Annotated in this window: 17 protein-coding genes; 8 read left to right on the top strand and 9 right to left on the bottom strand. The window is 71.8% G+C overall.

Annotation, left to right across the window (positions count from 1 at the left end):
• Position 1 precedes the first annotated feature (1 nt).
• The 3 genes from NMN56_RS40355 to NMN56_RS40345 form a co-directional block, all read right to left on the bottom strand.
• Positions 2–1132, bottom strand: a complete 1131-nt coding sequence (locus NMN56_RS40355) for an LLM class flavin-dependent oxidoreductase (protein ID WP_274040688.1) — start codon at positions 1130–1132, stop codon at positions 2–4.
• A gap of 422 nt (positions 1133–1554) precedes the next feature.
• Positions 1555–2055 (bottom strand): GNAT family N-acetyltransferase, encoded by a 501-nt coding sequence (locus tag NMN56_RS40350; protein ID WP_280842661.1) that lies wholly within the window; start codon positions 2053–2055, stop codon positions 1555–1557.
• A gap of 87 nt (positions 2056–2142) precedes the next feature.
• Complete coding sequence (locus NMN56_RS40345) at positions 2143–2694, bottom strand: GNAT family N-acetyltransferase (RefSeq protein WP_274040686.1); 552 nt, start codon at positions 2692–2694, stop codon at positions 2143–2145.
• 338 nt (positions 2695–3032) lie between these two features.
• Between NMN56_RS40345 and NMN56_RS40340 the strand changes: the two genes are divergently transcribed.
• Together NMN56_RS40340 and NMN56_RS40335 are read left to right on the top strand one after the other, a co-directional pair.
• The gene (locus tag NMN56_RS40340; protein ID WP_274040685.1) at positions 3033–3506 is read left to right on the top strand and encodes a hypothetical protein; all 474 of its coding nucleotides are present in this window, start codon (positions 3033–3035) and stop codon (positions 3504–3506) included.
• 132 nt (positions 3507–3638) lie between these two features.
• The gene (locus tag NMN56_RS40335; RefSeq protein ID WP_430542835.1) at positions 3639–4379 is read left to right on the top strand and encodes a PadR family transcriptional regulator; all 741 of its coding nucleotides are present in this window, start codon (positions 3639–3641) and stop codon (positions 4377–4379) included.
• A 131-nt stretch (positions 4380–4510) separates the two neighbouring features.
• Here the strand turns inward: NMN56_RS40335 and NMN56_RS40330 are convergent, their stop codons facing one another.
• Positions 4511–5089 (bottom strand): dihydrofolate reductase family protein, encoded by a 579-nt coding sequence (locus NMN56_RS40330; RefSeq protein ID WP_274040684.1) that lies wholly within the window; start codon positions 5087–5089, stop codon positions 4511–4513.
• 124 nt (positions 5090–5213) lie between these two features.
• The gene (locus tag NMN56_RS40325) at positions 5214–5366 is read right to left on the bottom strand and encodes a hypothetical protein (protein WP_274040683.1); all 153 of its coding nucleotides are present in this window, start codon (positions 5364–5366) and stop codon (positions 5214–5216) included.
• 121 nt (positions 5367–5487) lie between these two features.
• Between NMN56_RS40325 and NMN56_RS40320 the strand changes: the two genes are divergently transcribed.
• The gene (locus NMN56_RS40320; RefSeq protein WP_274040682.1) at positions 5488–6078 is read left to right on the top strand and encodes a TetR/AcrR family transcriptional regulator; all 591 of its coding nucleotides are present in this window, start codon (positions 5488–5490) and stop codon (positions 6076–6078) included.
• Positions 6079–6253: 175 nt separating this feature from the next.
• Here the strand turns inward: NMN56_RS40320 and NMN56_RS40315 are convergent, their stop codons facing one another.
• Positions 6254–7594: an ATP-grasp domain-containing protein gene (locus tag NMN56_RS40315; protein ID WP_274040681.1), complete on the bottom strand. Its 1341-nt coding sequence runs from the start codon at positions 7592–7594 to the stop codon at positions 6254–6256.
• A 167-nt stretch (positions 7595–7761) separates the two neighbouring features.
• Positions 7762–8424, bottom strand: a complete 663-nt coding sequence (locus tag NMN56_RS40310; RefSeq protein WP_274040680.1) for a flavin reductase family protein — start codon at positions 8422–8424, stop codon at positions 7762–7764.
• Positions 8425–8554: 130 nt separating this feature from the next.
• Here NMN56_RS40310 and NMN56_RS40305 point away from each other — a divergent pair, with 130 nt between their 5' ends.
• Genes NMN56_RS40305 through NMN56_RS40285 form a run of 5 tightly spaced genes read left to right on the top strand, consistent with a single transcriptional unit; the run spans position 8555 to position 15131 of the window.
• The gene (locus NMN56_RS40305; protein ID WP_274040679.1) at positions 8555–10294 is read left to right on the top strand and encodes a FadD3 family acyl-CoA ligase; all 1740 of its coding nucleotides are present in this window, start codon (positions 8555–8557) and stop codon (positions 10292–10294) included.
• Positions 10295–10317: 23 nt separating this feature from the next.
• Entirely contained in the window at positions 10318–11637 is a 1320-nt protein-coding gene (locus NMN56_RS40300; protein ID WP_283742560.1) for an acyl-CoA dehydrogenase family protein, read from the top strand.
• Positions 11638–11646: 9 nt separating this feature from the next.
• Positions 11647–12669: a VOC family protein gene (locus NMN56_RS40295; RefSeq protein WP_274040677.1), complete on the top strand. Its 1023-nt coding sequence runs from the start codon at positions 11647–11649 to the stop codon at positions 12667–12669.
• Positions 12670–12701: 32 nt separating this feature from the next.
• Positions 12702–14549, top strand: coding sequence for an FAD-dependent oxidoreductase (locus tag NMN56_RS40290; protein ID WP_280842660.1), 1848 nt, complete (start codon positions 12702–12704; stop codon positions 14547–14549).
• A 57-nt stretch (positions 14550–14606) separates the two neighbouring features.
• Entirely contained in the window at positions 14607–15131 is a 525-nt protein-coding gene (locus NMN56_RS40285; RefSeq protein WP_274040675.1) for a GNAT family N-acetyltransferase, read from the top strand.
• A gap of 153 nt (positions 15132–15284) precedes the next feature.
• Here NMN56_RS40285 and NMN56_RS40280 read toward each other — a convergent pair whose 3' ends face one another.
• Together NMN56_RS40280 and NMN56_RS40275 are read right to left on the bottom strand one after the other, a co-directional pair.
• Entirely contained in the window at positions 15285–16367 is a 1083-nt protein-coding gene (locus tag NMN56_RS40280; RefSeq protein WP_274040674.1) for a PadR family transcriptional regulator, read from the bottom strand.
• 1 nt (position 16368) lies between these two features.
• On the bottom strand, positions 16369–17424 hold the full coding sequence (locus NMN56_RS40275) for a DUF4097 family beta strand repeat-containing protein (protein WP_274040673.1): 1056 nt from the start codon (positions 17422–17424) through the stop codon (positions 16369–16371).
• Positions 17425–17743 lie beyond the last annotated feature (319 nt).

Genomic DNA, 17743 nt, shown 5'->3' with positions numbered 1-17743 from the left:
TCTACTTGCCCTGCGAACGGAAGTGCGGGATCACGGTCTCGCCCCACTGCCGGATGGTCTCCATGCACGCCTCCTGCGGCACCGTTCCCATCTGGATCAGGCACATGACCTCGTCGACGCCGATGTCGGCGAGCTGCTGCACATAGTCGACGGCGGTGGCGGCGTCCCCGTACGCGTGTTCCGCGTTGTAGGTCCCGGTGTCCACGGGGCGCGCGGGAATGTTCGCCTCGTGCAGCTTGGCGACCAGTTCCTCGCGGTCCCTGGCCATCGCGGCGACATGCTCGGTGTGGCCCATCGACTCGGCGTAGACCTTGGGCGCCGGGGCGTTCCCGTACCAGTGGGCGATCGACTCCGCGAAGAAGCGCTGGCCGCGCGTGCCCAGCCGCAGCGCCAGGTCGGCGTCGTCCAGTACGACGGTGGGGCAGAGCGCGGAGAGGTGATCGTTCGACCGGTCGGAGACGAAGCGTTCTCCCGTACGGGCCTCGATGGCCTCGTCGTAGACCTTGCGCATCTCGCGTACGTCGTCGGCGCCGGCGAAGCCCATCACCAGCGCGCCGATGCCGAGTTCGGCGGCGAGCTTGAGCGTGTCGTGCTTGCTGCACGCCATGAACAGCGGCGGGTGCGGGTCCTGGACCGGCCTCGGCAGAACGGCGCCAGGACCGATGTCCAGCGAGCCGTGCCACTCGAACTCGTCCTCGCGCCAGGCGCTGGAGAAGATCCGCAGCGCCTCCTCCATCTGCGGATAGGTGTCCTCGGACCGCACCCCGAACATCGACATCTCCTGCCTGGTCGCCCCGCGCCCCGCGCCGATGTCCACGCGCCCTCCGCTGAGCACGTCGAGCATCGCCGCGCGCTCGGCCACGCGCACCGGGTGCTGGTATCCGAACGGCATGGTCACCACGCCGTGCCCGATCCGTATCCGCTCCGTGCGTGCCGCGACCCACGTCAGGAAGATCTCCGAGGCCGACATGTGCGCGTACTGCTTCAGCGAGTGGTGTTCGACCGCCCAGACCCGGTCGAACCCCATCTCCTCGGCGTACACCGCCTGTTCGACACAGTCCTGGAGAACCTGCCGTTCCTGTTCGCGGGACGGATCCGCCATCTGCGCTTCAAAGATCATCGAGAACTTCACCGGGACCGGCCTCCTTGGGGACGACACTGTCGTGCGAGACGAGGTATTCCTAACAGGAATACCTCGCCGGGCAAACAGTGTGATGCCGCTCAGTGGGACGGTTCGTTCGGAATGGCGGGACGGTTCGTTCGGAACGGGCCGTCGGGGTGCGGCGCAGACGGCGTCCGGGCAGCGACGACGGCGACGTCCGGGGGGCGGCGGGGACGGCTCGCGCGTACGGGCTGGGCCCCGGATGCGGCCGGTCGGCGTCGCCCCCGCGTGCGCATCCGGGATCGGCGCAGCGCGTGATGACCGCCTGAGCTGCCGCGGCCGGCTTCCGGGCCCCGAGGCGTACCCCGGACCGGGCGGGCGGGCGATGGGGGGCGCCTCGGTCGTGCCGGGCAGTGCCGGGGCATGCCGAAGGTGTGCCGGGTGCGGGCCTCTCAGGGCGGGGGAGGTGCGGCGCTCGCGCTTGTGCCGTGTCCGTGCGCCGCGCCGAGCGTCACCCGCATCGCGGGTAGCACCCGGCCGGGCGCGACCTCGCGCTCACCGATGCGTTCGGCGCCCATACGCAGGTAGAAAGGCTCCGCGTTCGGATCCGACTCCCAACGGAGTGACCGGTAACCCGCCAGCCGTGCCCAGCCCACGGCGTGCTCCCACAGTGCGCGCCCCAAGCCGGTCCCGATCGCCTCGGGTTCGAGGAACATGTCAGCCAGCTCCCCGTCCGGCGGTGTGCCCGTCACCTGGTAGTACCCGAGCACCGTCCCGTCCCGCTCCGCGACCACCACGCCTCCGGCGCGTATCTCCGCCACCCCGACCGCCGGCGTCCCGCCCATCCGGTCCAGTACAGAGGGCTCGTACCCCCAATACCCCTTCGACCGCCGCGTCAGCGCGCTCAGCGCGTCCGCTTCGGAGGGTTTTGCGGGGCGCATATGCAAACTCATCCGTGGAGTATCGCCTCTCGCGGGGCCGCCCTGCGGCGTCGCGTCCCTCCGGTCGGCGAGCGGCGGTTGGCGATCAGCGGTCGGGCGTTACGACTGGTGCTGGGGCGAGGCCAGCCGCTGCATCCACTGTGAGCTGATGTACTGCCCATGCTTGACGGCGTACTCGCTGAAGACCCCGACCTCCGTGAAGCCGAATTTCCGGTGCAGTGCGACGGACGCGTCATTGGGCATGGCTATGCCTGCGAGAGTGACGTGAACGGGTTCGCCGGCGAGGCTGTCGAACAGTGCGCGGTAGAGCGAGGTTCCGATGCCTCGGCCCCGGCTTTGCGCGTGGAGCGCGATGCTTGCCTCGACGGTCTGCTGGAAGGCTTCGTGGTCCCGGTAGCGCTGGCTGCAGGCGTAGCCCAGAACCTGGTTGTCCTGGCGGGCGACGAGCAGTTTGTAGGGACCGGTCGTGGCGAACTGGTCGAACCATTCGCGTCGTTCGGCCACGCTGGTCGGCCGGGTGGCGAAGGTGGCGATCGAGTTCGCCGCTGTGTAGTTCACGATCTCGACGATCTGGGAAAGGTCGTCAGCGGCGCCGAAACCGATGTCGACAGGACTCATCGCGGACGTGGGCACGTCACTTCGCTGGTTCATGCCGACACGGTAGTCGGCGTCCTTGACGCGGTCCGAGGTCGGCGAGGTCGCCGAGTCCGGCGGATGGACACCGTCGGGAAGGGCACGGAGCGGTCGGCCCGTGGCGGCGGCCCTTCGCGGGGTTCCGGCCGACGGTGGTGGCGGGCCGGGGTGCCTCGGTGCCGGTCTCGACGGTGTCGCCGCCGAAGCTGCGGTCCAGTCCGGGTTGGCCGCGCGTTTCTTCTCTTTCCGCCCGCCCGGCACCTGGAGCGGCAACTCCGCGCCGCATCAGGCCGGTTGAGGGTCCGCGGGCGCGCTGCGGGCCTGGTTGTCAGAGGCGGCCAGTAGCCTCGGGCGGCATGGGCATAAGGACCGATGTAGTGGTGGCTTACCAGGTCAACGACGAGATGGAGAGAGCGCTCGGACTGGCTGAGGCGGTCGGCGAGCCTGTCGGTGTCACGTTCATGTGGGAGGGGGGAAAGGGGGCGGAACGCGCGGTATTGGTGCCCGCCGCCACGCTGGCGCTCTGGGAGCACTGGGCCCCCACCGCCTTTCCGGCGAGTGACGCCGGTGACGAGGACCTGGCTGCGGCGGAGGAGCCTGAACTGGCCCACCCGGCGGAGTTCGGCGCTTTCACGCTCTTTCGTCGTCGGGTGGGCGGGCGAACGGCGGTCGCTCGCGAAGGCGTTGTCGTCGCCGAGCTGCTGGACCCCGACGAGGCGCACTGGCTTGAGGAGGAGGCCCGCAACGTCCGCCAGGGCTTCATGGATCCGAAGCAGAAGGCGGCGTTCGAGGAGTTCCTTGCCCGCCAGGCGCCCGTGGGTGAGCAGTGACGCGCCCACTCGTGCGTGAGGTCCCCTGCCTGGCCGCCCGGCCCCGGTGTCGGTGTCGGCGTCCGTGCGGGCGTACCGGTCAGGGGCAGCGCTCCGCTCCGGCAGTGGGGACCGAACGCGTAGAGTCGGCGCGTGGTTCGTAAGGATGAGAGCACGGAGAGCGGTGGGCGGCCCGAGGCCGTTGGCCGGGCAGGGAGCGCGGCGGCGCGCGAGGGCGTGCAGGGCACCGGAGACCGTCCCCTGCCGCCGACGAGCTGGGCCGTACTCGGCCTGCTCTCCTTCGAGCGTGAACTGTCCGGGTACGACCTGAAGAAGTGGGCCGACTGGTCACTGAGCTTCTTCTACTGGTCGCCGTCCTTCAGCCAGATCTACGGGGAGTTGAAGCGGCTTGAGGGTGCGGGCTACGTCACCTCGCGCAGCGTCCCGCAGGCGACGGGCAACCGCGACAAGCGGGTCTACGCGATCACGGACGAGGGCCGCGCCGCCGTACGCGAGTGGGCGCGCGGCGCAGCCGTCGAGCCGCCGGTGCTCAAGCACGGGGTGATGCTCCGCATCTGGCTCGGTCACCTGCTCGAAGCGGACCAGGCCAAGGACATTCTGCGCGAACACCAGGCGTACGCCGAGAAGATGGGCGACCGCGCACGGGTCGACGGCGAGGCGGCCGAGAGCGAGCCGTCGTGGGCGTACCCGAGGCTCGTACTGCGCTGGGCCGAGCGCTATTACGAGGCCGAACGCAAGCTCGCCGAGGACATGTTGGCCGACCTCGACGAGCTGGCACGGCACGAGGGTGCCTCCGGCGCGAGGGCCGAGGGCGGTACCGCCGGGAGCCCCCGCGAGGGCGCCCCCGGCAGTGGGGAAGAGGAAGCGGGCTGACGCTCGGGCCGCGCGTCACCCCGCCTCACCCCGCGCCCTGCCCGTGCCGACCCTGCCCGTGCTGCTCGCCCTGTCGTCCATGTCGTCCCCCTGTCCGCGCAGCCGATGCCGCCCGTGCCCGGGACGTGCGCTCACTGGCGTGCGTATGTGGTGAGGCTGATTCCGGACGGGAAGTCCCGTGTCGGGCTCACGGGAGCGAACGCGGTGGGTCGGAACTCGCCGTCGAACATGGGGATTCCGGCCCCCGCGATCCGCGGGCTGCGCTTGATGACCAGCTCGTCGATCTCGTCGAGCACCGCCCCGGCGAGCTTGCCGCCGCCGCACAGCCAGATGTCCATGCCGCCCTCCTCTGCCTTGAGCCGCCGCACCAGCGCGACGGGGTCCTCGTCGGAGACGATCCGCACCGCGGGCTCTTCGGTGGTGAGCGTCGTGGAGACGACGTACTGGCGCAGGTGCGCATAGGGGCTGGTGACGCCCTCGCTCAGCCCGATCCCGTAGGTACCGCGGCCCATCACCACCGTGTCGAAGCGCTTGTTGGGCGCATCCGGTATGCCGAAGTGGGCACGTGCGGGAGTCGGAATGGTCTCGGGCAGCTCCTCACTGATCGCTGCGGTGAGGTCCTCGGGAATGGGGAAGAAGTCGTGCTCTCCTTGGGGTCCCGCGATGTAGCCGTCGAGTGTCACGGCGACGTAGTAGACGAGCTTGCGCACAGGGGTACCTCCTGGTGGTGACGGGCTGAACGGGGCGTGTGCATACGAGACAACCGGGGCGCGACAGCCGGGGCCACGACCACCGGGGCCACGTACGGCTCGATCCGCTCCGCCGGGCAGGCGGTCAGCGCCGCGTGCCCGGCTTGGGCAGCGGCCGGGGGCGGGGCACGGAGCGCGGCTTCTGGGGCCTGCGCCAGGTGTCGTCGCGGAACGGTGTGCGGGCCGAAGGGCCGATGCCGGTCAGGCCGGAGAGCTGTACTCGCAAAGTGCCTCCCATAGGGTGCTTCAGATGAACTACTCTGTGTGCAGTGGTGTGAATGTAGTGCTGCACTTGCAGTGGTGTCAACGGCCTTTCGGCAGCGGAGGCCGGCACCGGACCGAAGGAGATACGAAGCGACATGAGGCAGAACCCGCAGCGGCGCATCGCCCTGCTCGACGCGGCCATCGAGGTGCTCGCGCGCGAGGGCTCACGCGGCCTGACGCTGCGCGCCGTCGACAAGGAGGCGGGCGTCCCCACGGGTACGGCGTCCAACTACTTCGCACACCGCGGTGACATGCTCACCCAGGTCATGCGCCGTACGCGGGAGCGGCTGATGCCCGACGAGACGGCGCTGGCCGAGACGATGAAGGCCGAGCGCACGCAGGAGCTGGTGGTGACGCTCATGGGGCAGCTCGTGGAGCGGCTGCGCACCAACCGCAGCTGTCATCTGGCCATGCTGGAGCTGCGGTTGGAGAGCACGAGGCGCCCCGAGCTGAACGAGGAGCTGTCCCGGTTCCTCGGCGCCGAGCTGGAGAACAACATCGCCTTCAACCGGGACGCGGGACTGCCGGGGGACGATGCCGGGATCGTGGTGCTCTATCTGGCCATGTGGGGGCTCCTGGTGGACCATCTGACGGTCCCGGGAATCCTGGAGCCGTGGTCGATCGACCAGCTGATCGAGGAAATGGTGCCGCGCATCCTCACGGCCCCGAGTGCCGACACGGACTGACGGGGACTGACGGAGGCCGGTGAAGGGCCGACGAGGACTGACGAGGGCCGGACGGGAGCCGGACGGGGAGCGACGCGAACTGTCGCGGCCCTGCGGGCGGACTGGCGGTGTCCGGGGGCGTCCGGGGGGAGGCCGGGGAGACCTAGGGGCGCTGCTGGGGCCGCCCGGGACCGTGTCAGGAACGCGGATCGTGCGGGCTGAGTACGGTCGTCGTCGCGCCCTCGCGTGCGACGTTGACGACCGGGTCGGTGCTCATCCTGCCGCCGTAGCCGACTACTTGGCCGTCCAGTACGGACACCGTCAGATCGCGGAAGTACGTCCCGCGGCCGGTCGGCAGCCCGTTCGTGGTGATGCGCCGCTGGACGAGCCAGCCGCGGTGCTCGGGAGCACGTACGGCGTCGCGCCATGCGTCCTGCGACGTCCCGGCACCGATGACGACGTCCTTGCCCCACGCGCTGTACGGGGCCTTCAGCACCAGGTCCGGCTGTTCGGCGAGCGCCTCGGACTCCGTGATGCCGTCGCCCAGCTTGCGGCTGAAGGGCACCAGCGCGTCGAGGGCCGCGCACTCGTCGGCGGTGAACAGCCGCCGGAAGCGCGGGTCGGACAGCGCAGCAAGGCACAGTTTGTTCTCGGCCACCCAGCGCTCGGCCGGCACATTGGGTACGACGAGGTCGCCTTCGGCGATCCGGGAGCAGAAGGTGTTCCAGCGTGCGGGTTCGTCCAGGTCGCGCGGTACGTACTTGAAGTACCCGAGCCGCAGGCCGGCCGCGTGCTCCACGTCTCCGGGCTCCAGGACGACCGACTCGCGCCCGAGCGCGGTCAGTTGCTCTTCCATGAGGCCGAACTCGCTGCGTGACTGCCACGGTGCGGCGAAGAGGCCGACGCGGCGGCTGTCCTCCTCCGGCACGCCGTGGCGCTCCCCGTGGGTGATCAGCCACGAGGCGAACCACGTCTCGTCCTCGACGGGGGACCAGGCCGCCCCCGCGGCGTCCAGCAGGTCCCTCGCGCGGGACTCGCGCCAGAACCGGTTGAGCAGCCCGCCGAGCAGGACACTGCCGGGGCTGCTGGCGTTGAACTCCAGTACGCCTACGGTCCCGAGCGTGTCCCCCAGCAGGTCGAGCCGGCACATGTCGACGGTCAGCCGCTCAGGTCCTGGCTGCCGAAGGGCCCAGCGGCGCAGCGCGGGCGGTACGTCCAGCAGTTCCTGGAGCGCGGTGTCCGACGGGTAGCGGCGGACCACCTCCTGGAGGCACCGCACCACCGTGACGGCCCGGTGGCGCAGCACCGGTTCCGCTTCCGGGTGCAGTACCGAGACCGCGGGCAGTACGGGCCACGGGCTGGCGCCAGGCCCCGTCGGCGACCCCGTCTTGAGCAGGGGCAGCGCCGCCACGCGCGCCTCCACCCGCTCGGCCGCCGCGGCAATGAGCGGGTCGGACAGCCCGGGTGACGGCGGTCGCGCGCCGAGCCCGAGTTCGGCGCCGATGAGGGGAGTGCCGTCAGGAACGTCGTTGATCACGTCGACTGCAACGAACGACCGTGCCGGTGGATACGCCGGACCGGTCCGGGGCGGGCCCGGTCCGACGGGCCCGGGTCCGATAGGCCCGCTGGTTCCAGTGGGCTCTGGTGGCGTCCGCTGGGACCTGAGGGGGCCTGGTCCCGACCGGGCCAGGGTCCCCGCGATGCCTACGCGGCGTGGGCCGCCCGCGCCGTGCCGGCGGTGTAGGCCCCGTACGTGCGGCGGAAGTAGAGCAGCGGGCCCGCTTCGCGGTGGTGGTGGAGGCCGGTGACGCGGGCGACGGCGAGGGTGTGGTCCCCGCCGGGGAGTTCGGTCTCCAGCGCGCACTCGATGGTGGCGAGGGCGCCGTCGAGCGCGGGGGCGCCGTTGGGGCAGGCGTGCCAGGACACGCCGGTGAACTTGTCGCCGCCGCTCGCGGCGAAGGCGCGGGACAGTTCGGTCTGGTCCTCGGCCAGGATGCCCACGGCGAAGCTGCCCGCCTCGCGGACCCGGGGCCAACTGGTGGAGGTGCGCGCGGGGGCGAAGCAGATGAGGGGCGGTTCGAGGGAGAGCGAGGTGAACGACTGCACGGCCATGCCGACCGGTGCGCCGTCGGCCCCGGTCGCCGTGACGACGGCGACACCGGTGCAGAAGCTGCTCATGACCCGTTTCATCAGCGCCTGATCGACAGGTTCGGCGGGGCCCGCGGGCGGGCCTTCATCCGATACGGGGTTCGCCGTCGGGTTCGCCGCCGGATCCTCCGTCGTGGCGGTCGTGGCGGTCGTGGCGGTCGTGGCGGTCGTGGCGGTCGTGGCGGTCGCGGCAGCCGCGGCGGGGGTTGTCGCACTCATCGGGACACTCGCTTCCGTGGGGACGTTGACGCCTGTTAGGAGTATTCCTAATCGGAATACCGGGATTGAAAGCCCACCCTCGCCACCGCGTCAACCCCCTTGTCCCGCACGGTGCTTCGGAGGCTCCGCCATGACCACGAGACCCGCTCCACCCCCGACACTCGCCGAGTTGACCGCCTTCGCCGCGCACGTGCACCCCGGCCGCGAGGCGCTCGTCGAGGACGGAGAACGGTGGACCTTCGAAGCGCTGCGCGCTCGGACCGTACGCAGTGCGAAGGCGGCGCTGGCGCACGGGCTGCGCAAGGGCGACCGGGTCGCCGTCTGGGCGCCCAACAGCCGGCACTGGATCACCGCCGCGCTGGGCGCCGTGAGCGCGGGGGCCGTTCTCGTCCCGCTCAACACCCGCTACAAGACCGCCGAGGCCGCCGACATCCTGCGCCGCTCCCGCGCCCGCTTCCTCTTCACCGTCGGGGACTTCCTCGGCACCGACTACGCGAAGTCCCTTGCCGCTTCCGGCGAACCGCTGCCCGCACTCGAACGGACCGTCGTCCTGCCCATGGGCGGGGCGGGAGATCCGCGGCCGGACGGTTACGCCCGCTACCTGGAGCGCGCCGGCGAGGTCACCGACAGGGAGTACGCCGCACGCGTCGCCACCCTCGGGCCTGGCGACCTGTGCGACATCCTCTACACCTCGGGAACGACAGGGCGCCCCAAGGGAGTCGAGGTCACGCACGGGCAGACGCTCAGCGCGTTCACGGAGTGGTCCGAGGCCGTGGGGCTGCGTGCCGGGGACCGTTACCTCCTGGTGAACCCTTTCTTCCACACCTTCGGCTACAAGGCGGGCGTCGTGGCCTGTCTGCTCACCGGTACCACGATGTATCCGGAGGCCGTGTACGACGCCGGGCGCGCGCTGCGCCGTGTCGCGCGGGAGGGCGTGACGGTGCTGATGGGCCCGCCGACCGTCTTCCACACGCTGATCCACCACCCCGAACGTCCCGCGACCGATCTGACCTCCCTGCGGCTGGCCGGTACGGGAGCCGCGGGCGTACCGGTCGAACTCGTCGCGCGGATACGCGAGGAACTGGGCGTGCCCGACGTGTTCACGGCCTACGGGCTGAGCGAGTCGACCGGCGTGGCCACGGTCTGCCCGGCCACGGCCGACGCGGCGACGGTGGCCCGTACGGTCGGACTGCCACTGCCCGGAACGCAGTTGCGCGTCCTCACACCCGAAGGGACCGAGGCGCCCACGGGCGAGCCCGGCGAGATCTGTCTGCGCGGCAAGCACGTCATGCGGGGTTACAGCGACGACCCCGAGGCCACGGCGGCTGCCGTCGACGCGGACGGCTGGCTGCGTACCGGTGACATCGGCAGCGTCGACGCCGACGGGTTCCTCTCGGTCACCGACCGGCTCAAGGACATGTACATCGTGGGCGGCTTCAACGCCTACCCGGCCGAGATCGAACTCGCGCTGTGCGGCCACGACGGTGTACGCGAAGCGGCCGTCGTCGGTGTCCCCGACGCGCGGCTGGGCGAGGTGGGCGCCGCCTATGTCGTCCTGCACGAGGGGGTGGAACCGCGCGGCTTCGAGGACGCGCTCGTGTCCTGGGCGCGCGAACGGCTCGCCAACTACAAGCTGCCCCGCACCGTCACCGTCCTGCCCCACCTGCCCCGCAACGCCGCGGGCAAGGTCCTCAAGAACACCCTCCGGGAGCAGCACGCCTCCCGGGAGCAGCGCCCCGCCCGGGGGCAGGACCCCGCTCGGGAGGAGGGCACGGCCCGGGAGGAGGCCCCCGCCCGCACAGATGGCCTCTCCCACGCGGCTGACCTTTCCCGTGGGAGCGCCCTCCGGGAGGAGGGACCCGCCGTATGAACGCCGCCGAAGGAGCCGGACCCGTGAACACCGTGGAACGGCACCCGCGCCTGCACCCCACCCCCGAACAGACCGCGCTGCGCGCCCTCGTCCGCAAGGCGCTCGCCGGAGGGGACACGGGGCAGGACAGGGCGCAGGCCCGGCTGGCACGCGAGATCGGTGCCTACGGCCTCGCACTGCCCGAGCGGCACGGTGGCGCCGACTGCACCCTTGCCGAAGTGGCCGTGGTGGCAGGGGAGTTGGGCCGCACGCTGACCCCGTCCCCGTATCTGGGCACCCAGCTCGCCGCACGCGCTCTGCTGCACGCGGGCGACGAGGCGGCCTGCGCCCGGCTGCTGCCCGGTGTCGCCGAGGGGAGGCCCGCCACGCTCGCCTGGGCCGAGTCGGGAAGCTGGGCACCTGAGAGCGTCACGCTCCGCGCCCGTACGGAGGGCGACCCGCATGCGGACGGCGCCTGGCGCCTCACCGGCGTCAAGGAGCACGTCCTCGACACCGCGGCCTGGGCGACGCCTGCCGGCGGAACCGGAGGCGGGGTGGGTCCGGGTGGACCGGGTTCCGACGGGGCGGATTCCGGACCGCGTCTCGGCGGGCCGGATTCCGGTGGACCGGATTCCGGTGGGGCGGGGCGGGAGGGCGCCGTTCTCCTCGTTCTCGCCCGTACGGACAGCGGGCTCGCCCTCTTCGAGGCGCTGGCGGCGCCGCGCGCCGGGCTGCCCGCGCCCATGGACCTCTCGCGCCCGCTCGTACGGCTCACGTTCGAGGGGACGCCGGCGCGGCTCGTCGGTGCGGCGGGCGAGGGCGGGCGGGTCCTCGCCCGTACCCGGGACGACGCCTGTGCGCTGCTCGCGGCCGAACAGGTCGGCGGCGCGGAACGGTGCCTGGAGCTGACGCTGGAACACGCGCGCGTACGCGTGCAGTTCGGGCGGCCGATCGGCTCGTTCCAGGCGGTCAAGCACCGGCTGGCCGACATGTACGTACGCCTGGAGTCCGCGCGCTCGGCCGCGCTGGCAGCGGCCGGGGACCCGGAGCGGTACGGGGCGCTGGCCAAGGCGGTGTGCTCGGAGGCGTACGCGTGGATCGCGGGGGAGACCATTCAGCTGCACGGCGGTACCGGCTTCACCTGGGAGCACCCCGCGCACCGTTACTTCAAGCGCGCGCACGGCAGCGCCCAGCTCTTCGGGGCGCCCGCGGGGCACCGGGAACGGATGCTGCGCGAGAGGCTGAGGGAGACGCTGGGCGAGAGGCCGCACGAGACGCTGGGCGGAAGCTTGCGTGCGGGGCACGGCGGGCCGCTTCCCACCCACCGGGAAGAGCACTCAGAGCCCGCGTCGGCCCGCGCATAGCGTCGCCGCATGACAAGCGATGTGCACTCCCTCGGATACATACGGGTCCAGGTGTCGGACCCCGTGGCGTGGCGGACCTTCGCCTTCGACGTCATCGGCTTCGCCGAGGGCACGGGAGCGCCCGACGGCGCGCTCAGACTGCGGGTGGACGAGCGGCCCTACCGCATCGAACTCGTACCCGGCGGAACGGACAGGGTGCTCGCGGCCGGCTGGGAGGTCCGCGACCACCTCGCGCTGCGCCGGGTGGCGGAGGCGCTGGAGGCGCACGGCACCCCCGTCAAGGAGCTGGACGAAGCGGCGTGCGCGGCGCGCGGGGTGCAGGCGGGGCTGGCGGCCGAGGACCCGGGCGGTACGCCGCTGGAGTTCTTCTGCGGCCCTGCGCTCGACCACTCGCCCGTGGTCACGCCCTTCGCGGCCCGCTTCGTCACCGAGGGGCTGGGCCTGGGGCACGTGGTGGTGCCGGTGCGCGAGGCGGACGCGGCATACGCGTTCTACACGGACGTGCTCGGCTTCCTGCCGCGCGGCCGGATGGCGGTGCCGTTGCCGCCGGAGGCAGGCGGTCCGCTGATGGTGCGGTTCCTCAGCACGAGCCGCCGCCATCACACCCTCGCGGTGATGGGCGTACCGGAGGCGGAGCCCCCAGGGCTCGTGCACCTCATGGTCGAACTGGAGACCCTCGACGACGTCGGCCGCGCCCTGGACCGCGTCACCGCGCACGGAGTGCCGCTCTCCTCGACGCTCGGCCGTCACACCAACGACAAGATGGTCTCCTTCTACGTCCGTACCCCCGGCGGCTGGGACCTGGAGGTGGGCTGCGAGGGGATGCTCGTGGACGAGTCCGACTACGTCGCCGAGGAGATCACCGCCGACAGCTACTGGGGCCACGACTGGTCAGTCGGCCGACGCGGCGCCGCGGACCAGCAGGACTCCGCAGGTCAGCAGGATGCCGCGGGCCAGCAGGTCTCCGCCGGCCAGCAGGACGCCGCCGGGCAGCGGGCCGGACAGCAGGGCCAGGGGCTCACGTGGACGTGAACAGGCAGCGCGCGGAAGGTACTTCGGATGCGGTGGACGGTCCGCACAGGCCGGTGGACGGTCCGCACAGGCCGGATGACGGGCACGCGCACACGCACACGTACGACGTCGTCGTCATCGGCTCCGGTGCGGGAGGGCTCGCGGCAGCGGTGACGGCCCGGCTGCGCGGGTTGTCCGTGCTGGTGCTGGAGAAGACCGGCCGTTACGGCGGCACCACCGCGCTCTCCGGCGGCGCGATCTGGGTGCCCGACAGCTTCCACCTCGCGGAATCCGGGCTCGCCGACAGCCATGAGAAGGGCCGCGCCTACCTCGACGCCACGGTCGGCGACCGCGTCCCCGCCGCGCGCAAGGAGGCGTACCTCGCCGAAGCCCCACGCATGGTGCGGGAGTTCCACGACCGTACCGAGGTGCGCTTTGTGCACACCGACGGCTACAGCGACTACTACCCCGAGCGCCCCGGTGGCCTCGCACGCGGGCGCTCCATCGAGCCGGAGGTCTTCGACTTCACGCGGCTGCCCCGGGCCGAGCGTGCCCTGATGCGGCGTGCGGAGCTGCCCACGTACGGGCTCACCATCACCTCGTACGACTTCCGGTACCTCAACATGGTCGCGCGCACCTGGGTCGGCAAGCGCACCGCGCTCAAGGTCGGGGCGCGTGCCGTGGGCGCCCTGCTCACCGGCCGCAGGCCGCTGTCGCTCGGCGAGGCGCTGATCGCACGGCTGCGCTGCACGCTGGGCACGCTCGGCGGACGGCTGTGGCTGGACACGCCGTTCACGGCGCTGCTGACCGACGACGGCGGGCGCGTGACGGGCGTACGGGCGTGGCGCGGCGGGCGCGAGGTGACCCTGCGTGCCCGGCGCGGCGTGGTCCTCGCCTCGGGCAGCTTCGCGCGGGACCAGGCGCTGCGCGAGGAACACCTGCCCGCGCCCACGCGTGCCGAGTGGAGTTCGGCCCCCGAGGGCAACGACGGCGACGGACTGCGCGAGGGCCTGCGGCTCGGCGCCGCCGTCGACCTGATGGAGAAGGTGTGGGGCGCTCCCTCGGTCGTCGTACCCGGCACGCCGGCGCCCTTCTTCCTCGTCGCCGACCGGGGCATCCCCGGCATGCTCGTGGTCGACGGTGAGGGCGAACGGTACGTCAACGAGGCGGCTCCGTACCACGAGTTCGTCGACGCGATGTACGCGCACCGGGAGAAGACGGGCGCCGAAACCGCGCCCTCCTGGCTGATCCTGGACGCACGCTCCCGGGCCCGCTACCTGTTCATGGGCCTGTTCCCGGGGCAGCCCTTCCCGCGCGCGTGGCTGGGCTCCGGCTTTGTGAAGAAGGCGGGCAGCGTCGCTGAGCTGGCCTCACTGACGGGCGTGCCCGAGGCGGGACTCACGCGCACGGTCGAGCGGTTCAACGCGTTCGCGCGCCGGGGCAGGGACCGTGACTTCGGCCGGGGCGACAGCGCCTACGACCGCTACTACGGCGACCCCACCCTCCCCAACCCCAACCTCGCCGAACTGGCCCACGCCCCGTACTACGCCGTCCCCGTCGTGCCGGGCGACCTCGGCACCAAGGGCGGCCTCGTCACCGACGCACACGCGCGCGTGCTGCGCGAGGACGGCTCCGCGATCGGGGGCCTCTACGCGACGGGGAACGCGTCCGCCGCGGTGATGGGCGAGACGTACCCCGGCCCCGGCGCGACGATCGGCCCCGCGATGACCTTCGGGTACGCAGCCGTCAACGACATGGCCGCACCGGCCGGCACCCCTGACGGGGCAGGCGGGACGGCAAGGCGCGCCTCTGACATGCCTGCCTCTGACATGCCTGCCTCTGGCCAGGACGCCAGGGACGGCTGGGACGCCGGGGGCGGCGCAGCGGCGAAACAGTCCTGAAACAGGGAGTTCCTAGCATGGGTGTTCCCCCTGTGCGTTTACCCGTCGTGAGGACTCATGCCGCAGCCTGAAGCGCTCGTACGCCCCGTGGTTCCTGACGACCTGAAGGCCGTCGCGGAGATCTACGCGTACTACGTCGCCGAGACGGTCATCACCTTCGACGAGGCGCCGCTTTCCGTGGAGGACTGGCAGCGGCGCCTGGAGGGGCTGGAGGAGCGCGGACTGCCGTTCGTCGTCGCCGAGTCGACGGGCCGGGACGCGGGGGAGATCGCCGGTTACGCCTACGCGTCGCCCTGGCGGCCCAAGCCCGCCTACCGGTACGCCGTCGAGGACACCCTGTACCTCGCGCCCGAGCACACGGGGCGGGGCCTGGGCGGTGCGCTGCTGGGCGAGTTGACGCGGCGCAGTGCGCTGGCGGGGGCCAGGCGGATGCTCGCCGTCATCGCGGACACCGGAACCGGCGCGTCCACGGCGCTCCATCTGCGGCACGGCTTCACCGAGGCGGGCCGGCTCGCAGCCGTCGGCCACAAGCATGGGCGCTGGGTGGACACGGTGCTGATGCAGCGCGCGTTGGGGGAGTGAGGCGGCGGATCCCGGCACACGCCTGGGTCTTGTTCGCCTGGGTCTTGTTCGCCTGGGTCTTGTGCTTGTCCGGGCCCGCGTCCTGTTGGGGGACTTGAGTCCGTTCGGTGCCGCATGTGGGGGTGGGGCCGCTCGGGTCCCCACCCCCACATGTCACTTCTCGGGCTTGTGTCCCCCGGGCCCGGGCCTGCGGTCGGGCATCCCGCGCAGCTCTACGCCGATGTGCGCCGCCGCGGTCGACAAGTGGCGCCGTACCTCGCGCAGTTGCTGCGCGCTCACGCCGTTGTCGCGGGCCGCGTCGCGTACGTCGTCGCGGAAGCGGTCGAGGAGGCGCTCCAGGTCGCGGGCCGGGTCACCTGTGGAATCGGTGTCGTCCCCCAGGCCGGTGCCGGGCTCCTCGTCCGCCGCCTCCGCCTCCTCGCGTTCCGTGTCCGCCGGCATCTCGTGTTCCGTGTCCGCCGGGTTCGGCCGTGTGTACGGCGGCCAGGCCGTCGTGTGGCCGGTGATACGGCCCAGGCTGCCCATCTCGCGGGCCAGTTCCGACATGCCCTCGCGTACGGCGCCGTGCCAGTCGCCCGAGCGCATGTGGCTCTGCACCTGTTCCTGAACCTGACGCGCGATCCGCTGCACTTCCTCCACCGCCTCCGTGTGTGCCTCGCGCTCCTTCTTGGCCTGCCTGCGGGCCTGCTGCGCCTCCTGCTTGGCCTTGCGCGCCTGTTCCTTCCACTCGTCCTTTGCGCGCCGCATCTCCTCCTTGGCCAGCCGCCACGCCTCCTTGTCGCCCCAGGAGCCGTCCCAGCCGCCGGTGGCGTCGGCCTCGTGCTCCCGGGCGCGGCCGGCTCCGCCCTTGCGCGCGCTGCGTGCCTGCTCCCGCATCTCGCGGCGCAGGTCGCTCGCCGAGCCGCTGACGTCCTCGCGGATGTCGGCGGCCAGCGCGGCCAGCGAGTCGCGGATCTCGATCTCCAGCTCCGCCAACTCGGCCTGCCTGTCCGCGAGTTCGGCGCGGCCGGCGTCGGTGATCGCGTAGACCTTCCTGCCGCCCTCTGTGGTGTGGCTGACCAGCCCCTCGGCCTCCAGTTTCGCCAGCCTCGGGTAGACCGTCCCGGCCGACGGCGCGTACAGCCCCTGGAAGCGTTCCTCCAGCAGCCGGATGACCTCGTAACCGTGGCGGGGCGCCTCGTCCAGCAGCATCAGCAGGTACAGGCGCAGGCGGCCGTGTGCGAAGACGGGAGGCATGTCAGAGGTCCTTCTCAAGGGTGGGGGCTGCGGGGCCGTCGGGGTTCGCCGGTCCGTCGGGGGCCGTCGGTCCGTTGGTCTCCGTCGGTCCGTCGGGGGCCGTCGGACCGTTGGAGTCCGCCGGTCCGTCGGGGCCGGTGAAGGAGTCGGGCTCGTCCTCCGGGTCCGCGTACGGGCGCCGGAGCAGAGCCAGTCCGCCGGAGAGCGTACTGGCCTGGAGCGTGCCGCTGCCCGCGCCCAGGACGCCGGTGGCGTGCTGGTCACCCCAGTTGCCCGTCACCTTCAGCTCCGGGAACGCGCTGGAGAGCGCGCCGCTGGTGGTGCGCGCGTCCACCGTCACGTTGGCGTCCTCGGGGTTCTCGGGCAGCCGTATGGCCAACTCGCCCGAGACGCTGGAGAGTTTCACGTCGGTCGGACCGGTGCCGGTGCCGGTGCCATCGCCTTCGCCGGTGCCGGTGCCGGTGCCGTCGCCGGTGTCGGCACCGGGGCGCAGGTCGAGGATCATCGCGCCGCTGACCGAGTCCGCCTTGATCTGGGTGCCGCCGCCGTCCATGTACGTCAGGTCGCCCGAGACGGAGTGGAAGCGGAGTGAGCCGGTGAGGCGCTGCGTCTCGACGTTGCCCGAGACCGTCTCCGCGGTCACCGGGCCCGTGAGGCCGACGAGTGTGGAGGCGCCTGAGACGCCGCGGATCTTCGTGGATCCGCGTACTCCCGAGACGACGGCGCTGGCGCCGACGACGCCGAGCGACAGGCGTGCCTGCGAGGGCACCCTGACCGATACTTCGACGTCACGCCGCCAGCCCTTGCGGTCAAGCCACTTGAGGAAGCCTTTCCATGGGAGGTCTTCGTACGCTACGACGAGTCTTTCGCCTTCTCGGCGTACCGAGAGCGGGGGGCCGTGCACCTCGCCGATCTCCACACGGGTGTGGGGCTCGTCGGTGCCGACGACGTTGACGGTGCCGTTCACGATGCGTACGTGCAGTTCGGTCACCGGGTCTTCGAAGTCGATCTGGCGCGGCTCGGAGATTTGCCACGTGGGGTCGTCTGGTGCGGGCACGGGGGTCTCCTGGCGTTGTGGGCGACGACATATCGTGTCTCTGGGCAGACACGATATGTCGCGTATCGCGTTACGCGCAAGGGTGCCCCTTGTGGCGATCCCCTTCCCCTTTGGGCTGTGCCCCGGCCCCGTGGTCTGTGCCCCGTGGTCTGTCCCCCCTGCCCTGGGGCCTGGGGCCTGTGGGGTTTTTGCTTCCTCTTGTGGCCCTCTGGCCGTTGTGGTCCTTTCCGTTCCTTATGGGGCTTCGCCCCTTGCCCCGTTGGCCTCGCCGGCCGGGCGTTGGGGGGCTCTGCCCCCCAACAGCCCCCCGCTAGAGGTG

Origin of the sequence: Streptomyces iconiensis, from assembly GCF_028657195.3 — a bacterium.
Taxonomy (GTDB): Bacteria; Actinomycetota; Actinomycetes; order Streptomycetales; family Streptomycetaceae; genus Streptomyces; species Streptomyces iconiensis.
The sequence above is the reverse complement of the archived record's forward strand: the minus strand, read 5'-3'. Positions and strand labels throughout refer to the sequence as shown.

Bases quoted from the DNA above. Each gene is read 5' to 3' on its own strand.
- NMN56_RS40350 (WP_280842661.1), bottom strand. From the start codon at position 2,055: ATGAGTTTGCATATGCGCCCCGCAAAACCCTCCGAAGCGGACGCGCTG.
- NMN56_RS40345 (WP_274040686.1), bottom strand. From the start codon at position 2,694: ATGAACCAGCGAAGTGACGTGCCCACGTCCGCGATGAGTCCTGTCGAC.
- NMN56_RS40340 (WP_274040685.1), top strand. From the start codon at position 3,033: ATGGGCATAAGGACCGATGTAGTGGTGGCTTACCAGGTCAACGACGAG.
- NMN56_RS40325 (WP_274040683.1), bottom strand. From the start codon at position 5,366: ATGGGAGGCACTTTGCGAGTACAGCTCTCCGGCCTGACCGGCATCGGC.
- NMN56_RS40320 (WP_274040682.1), top strand. From the start codon at position 5,488: ATGAGGCAGAACCCGCAGCGGCGCATCGCCCTGCTCGACGCGGCCATC.
- NMN56_RS40310 (WP_274040680.1), bottom strand. From the start codon at position 8,424: ATGAGTGCGACAACCCCCGCCGCGGCTGCCGCGACCGCCACGACCGCC.
- NMN56_RS40305 (WP_274040679.1), top strand. From the start codon at position 8,555: ATGACCACGAGACCCGCTCCACCCCCGACACTCGCCGAGTTGACCGCC.
- NMN56_RS40295 (WP_274040677.1), top strand. From the start codon at position 11,647: ATGACAAGCGATGTGCACTCCCTCGGATACATACGGGTCCAGGTGTCG.
- NMN56_RS40285 (WP_274040675.1), top strand. From the start codon at position 14,607: ATGCCGCAGCCTGAAGCGCTCGTACGCCCCGTGGTTCCTGACGACCTG.
- NMN56_RS40280 (WP_274040674.1), bottom strand. From the start codon at position 16,367: ATGCCTCCCGTCTTCGCACACGGCCGCCTGCGCCTGTACCTGCTGATG.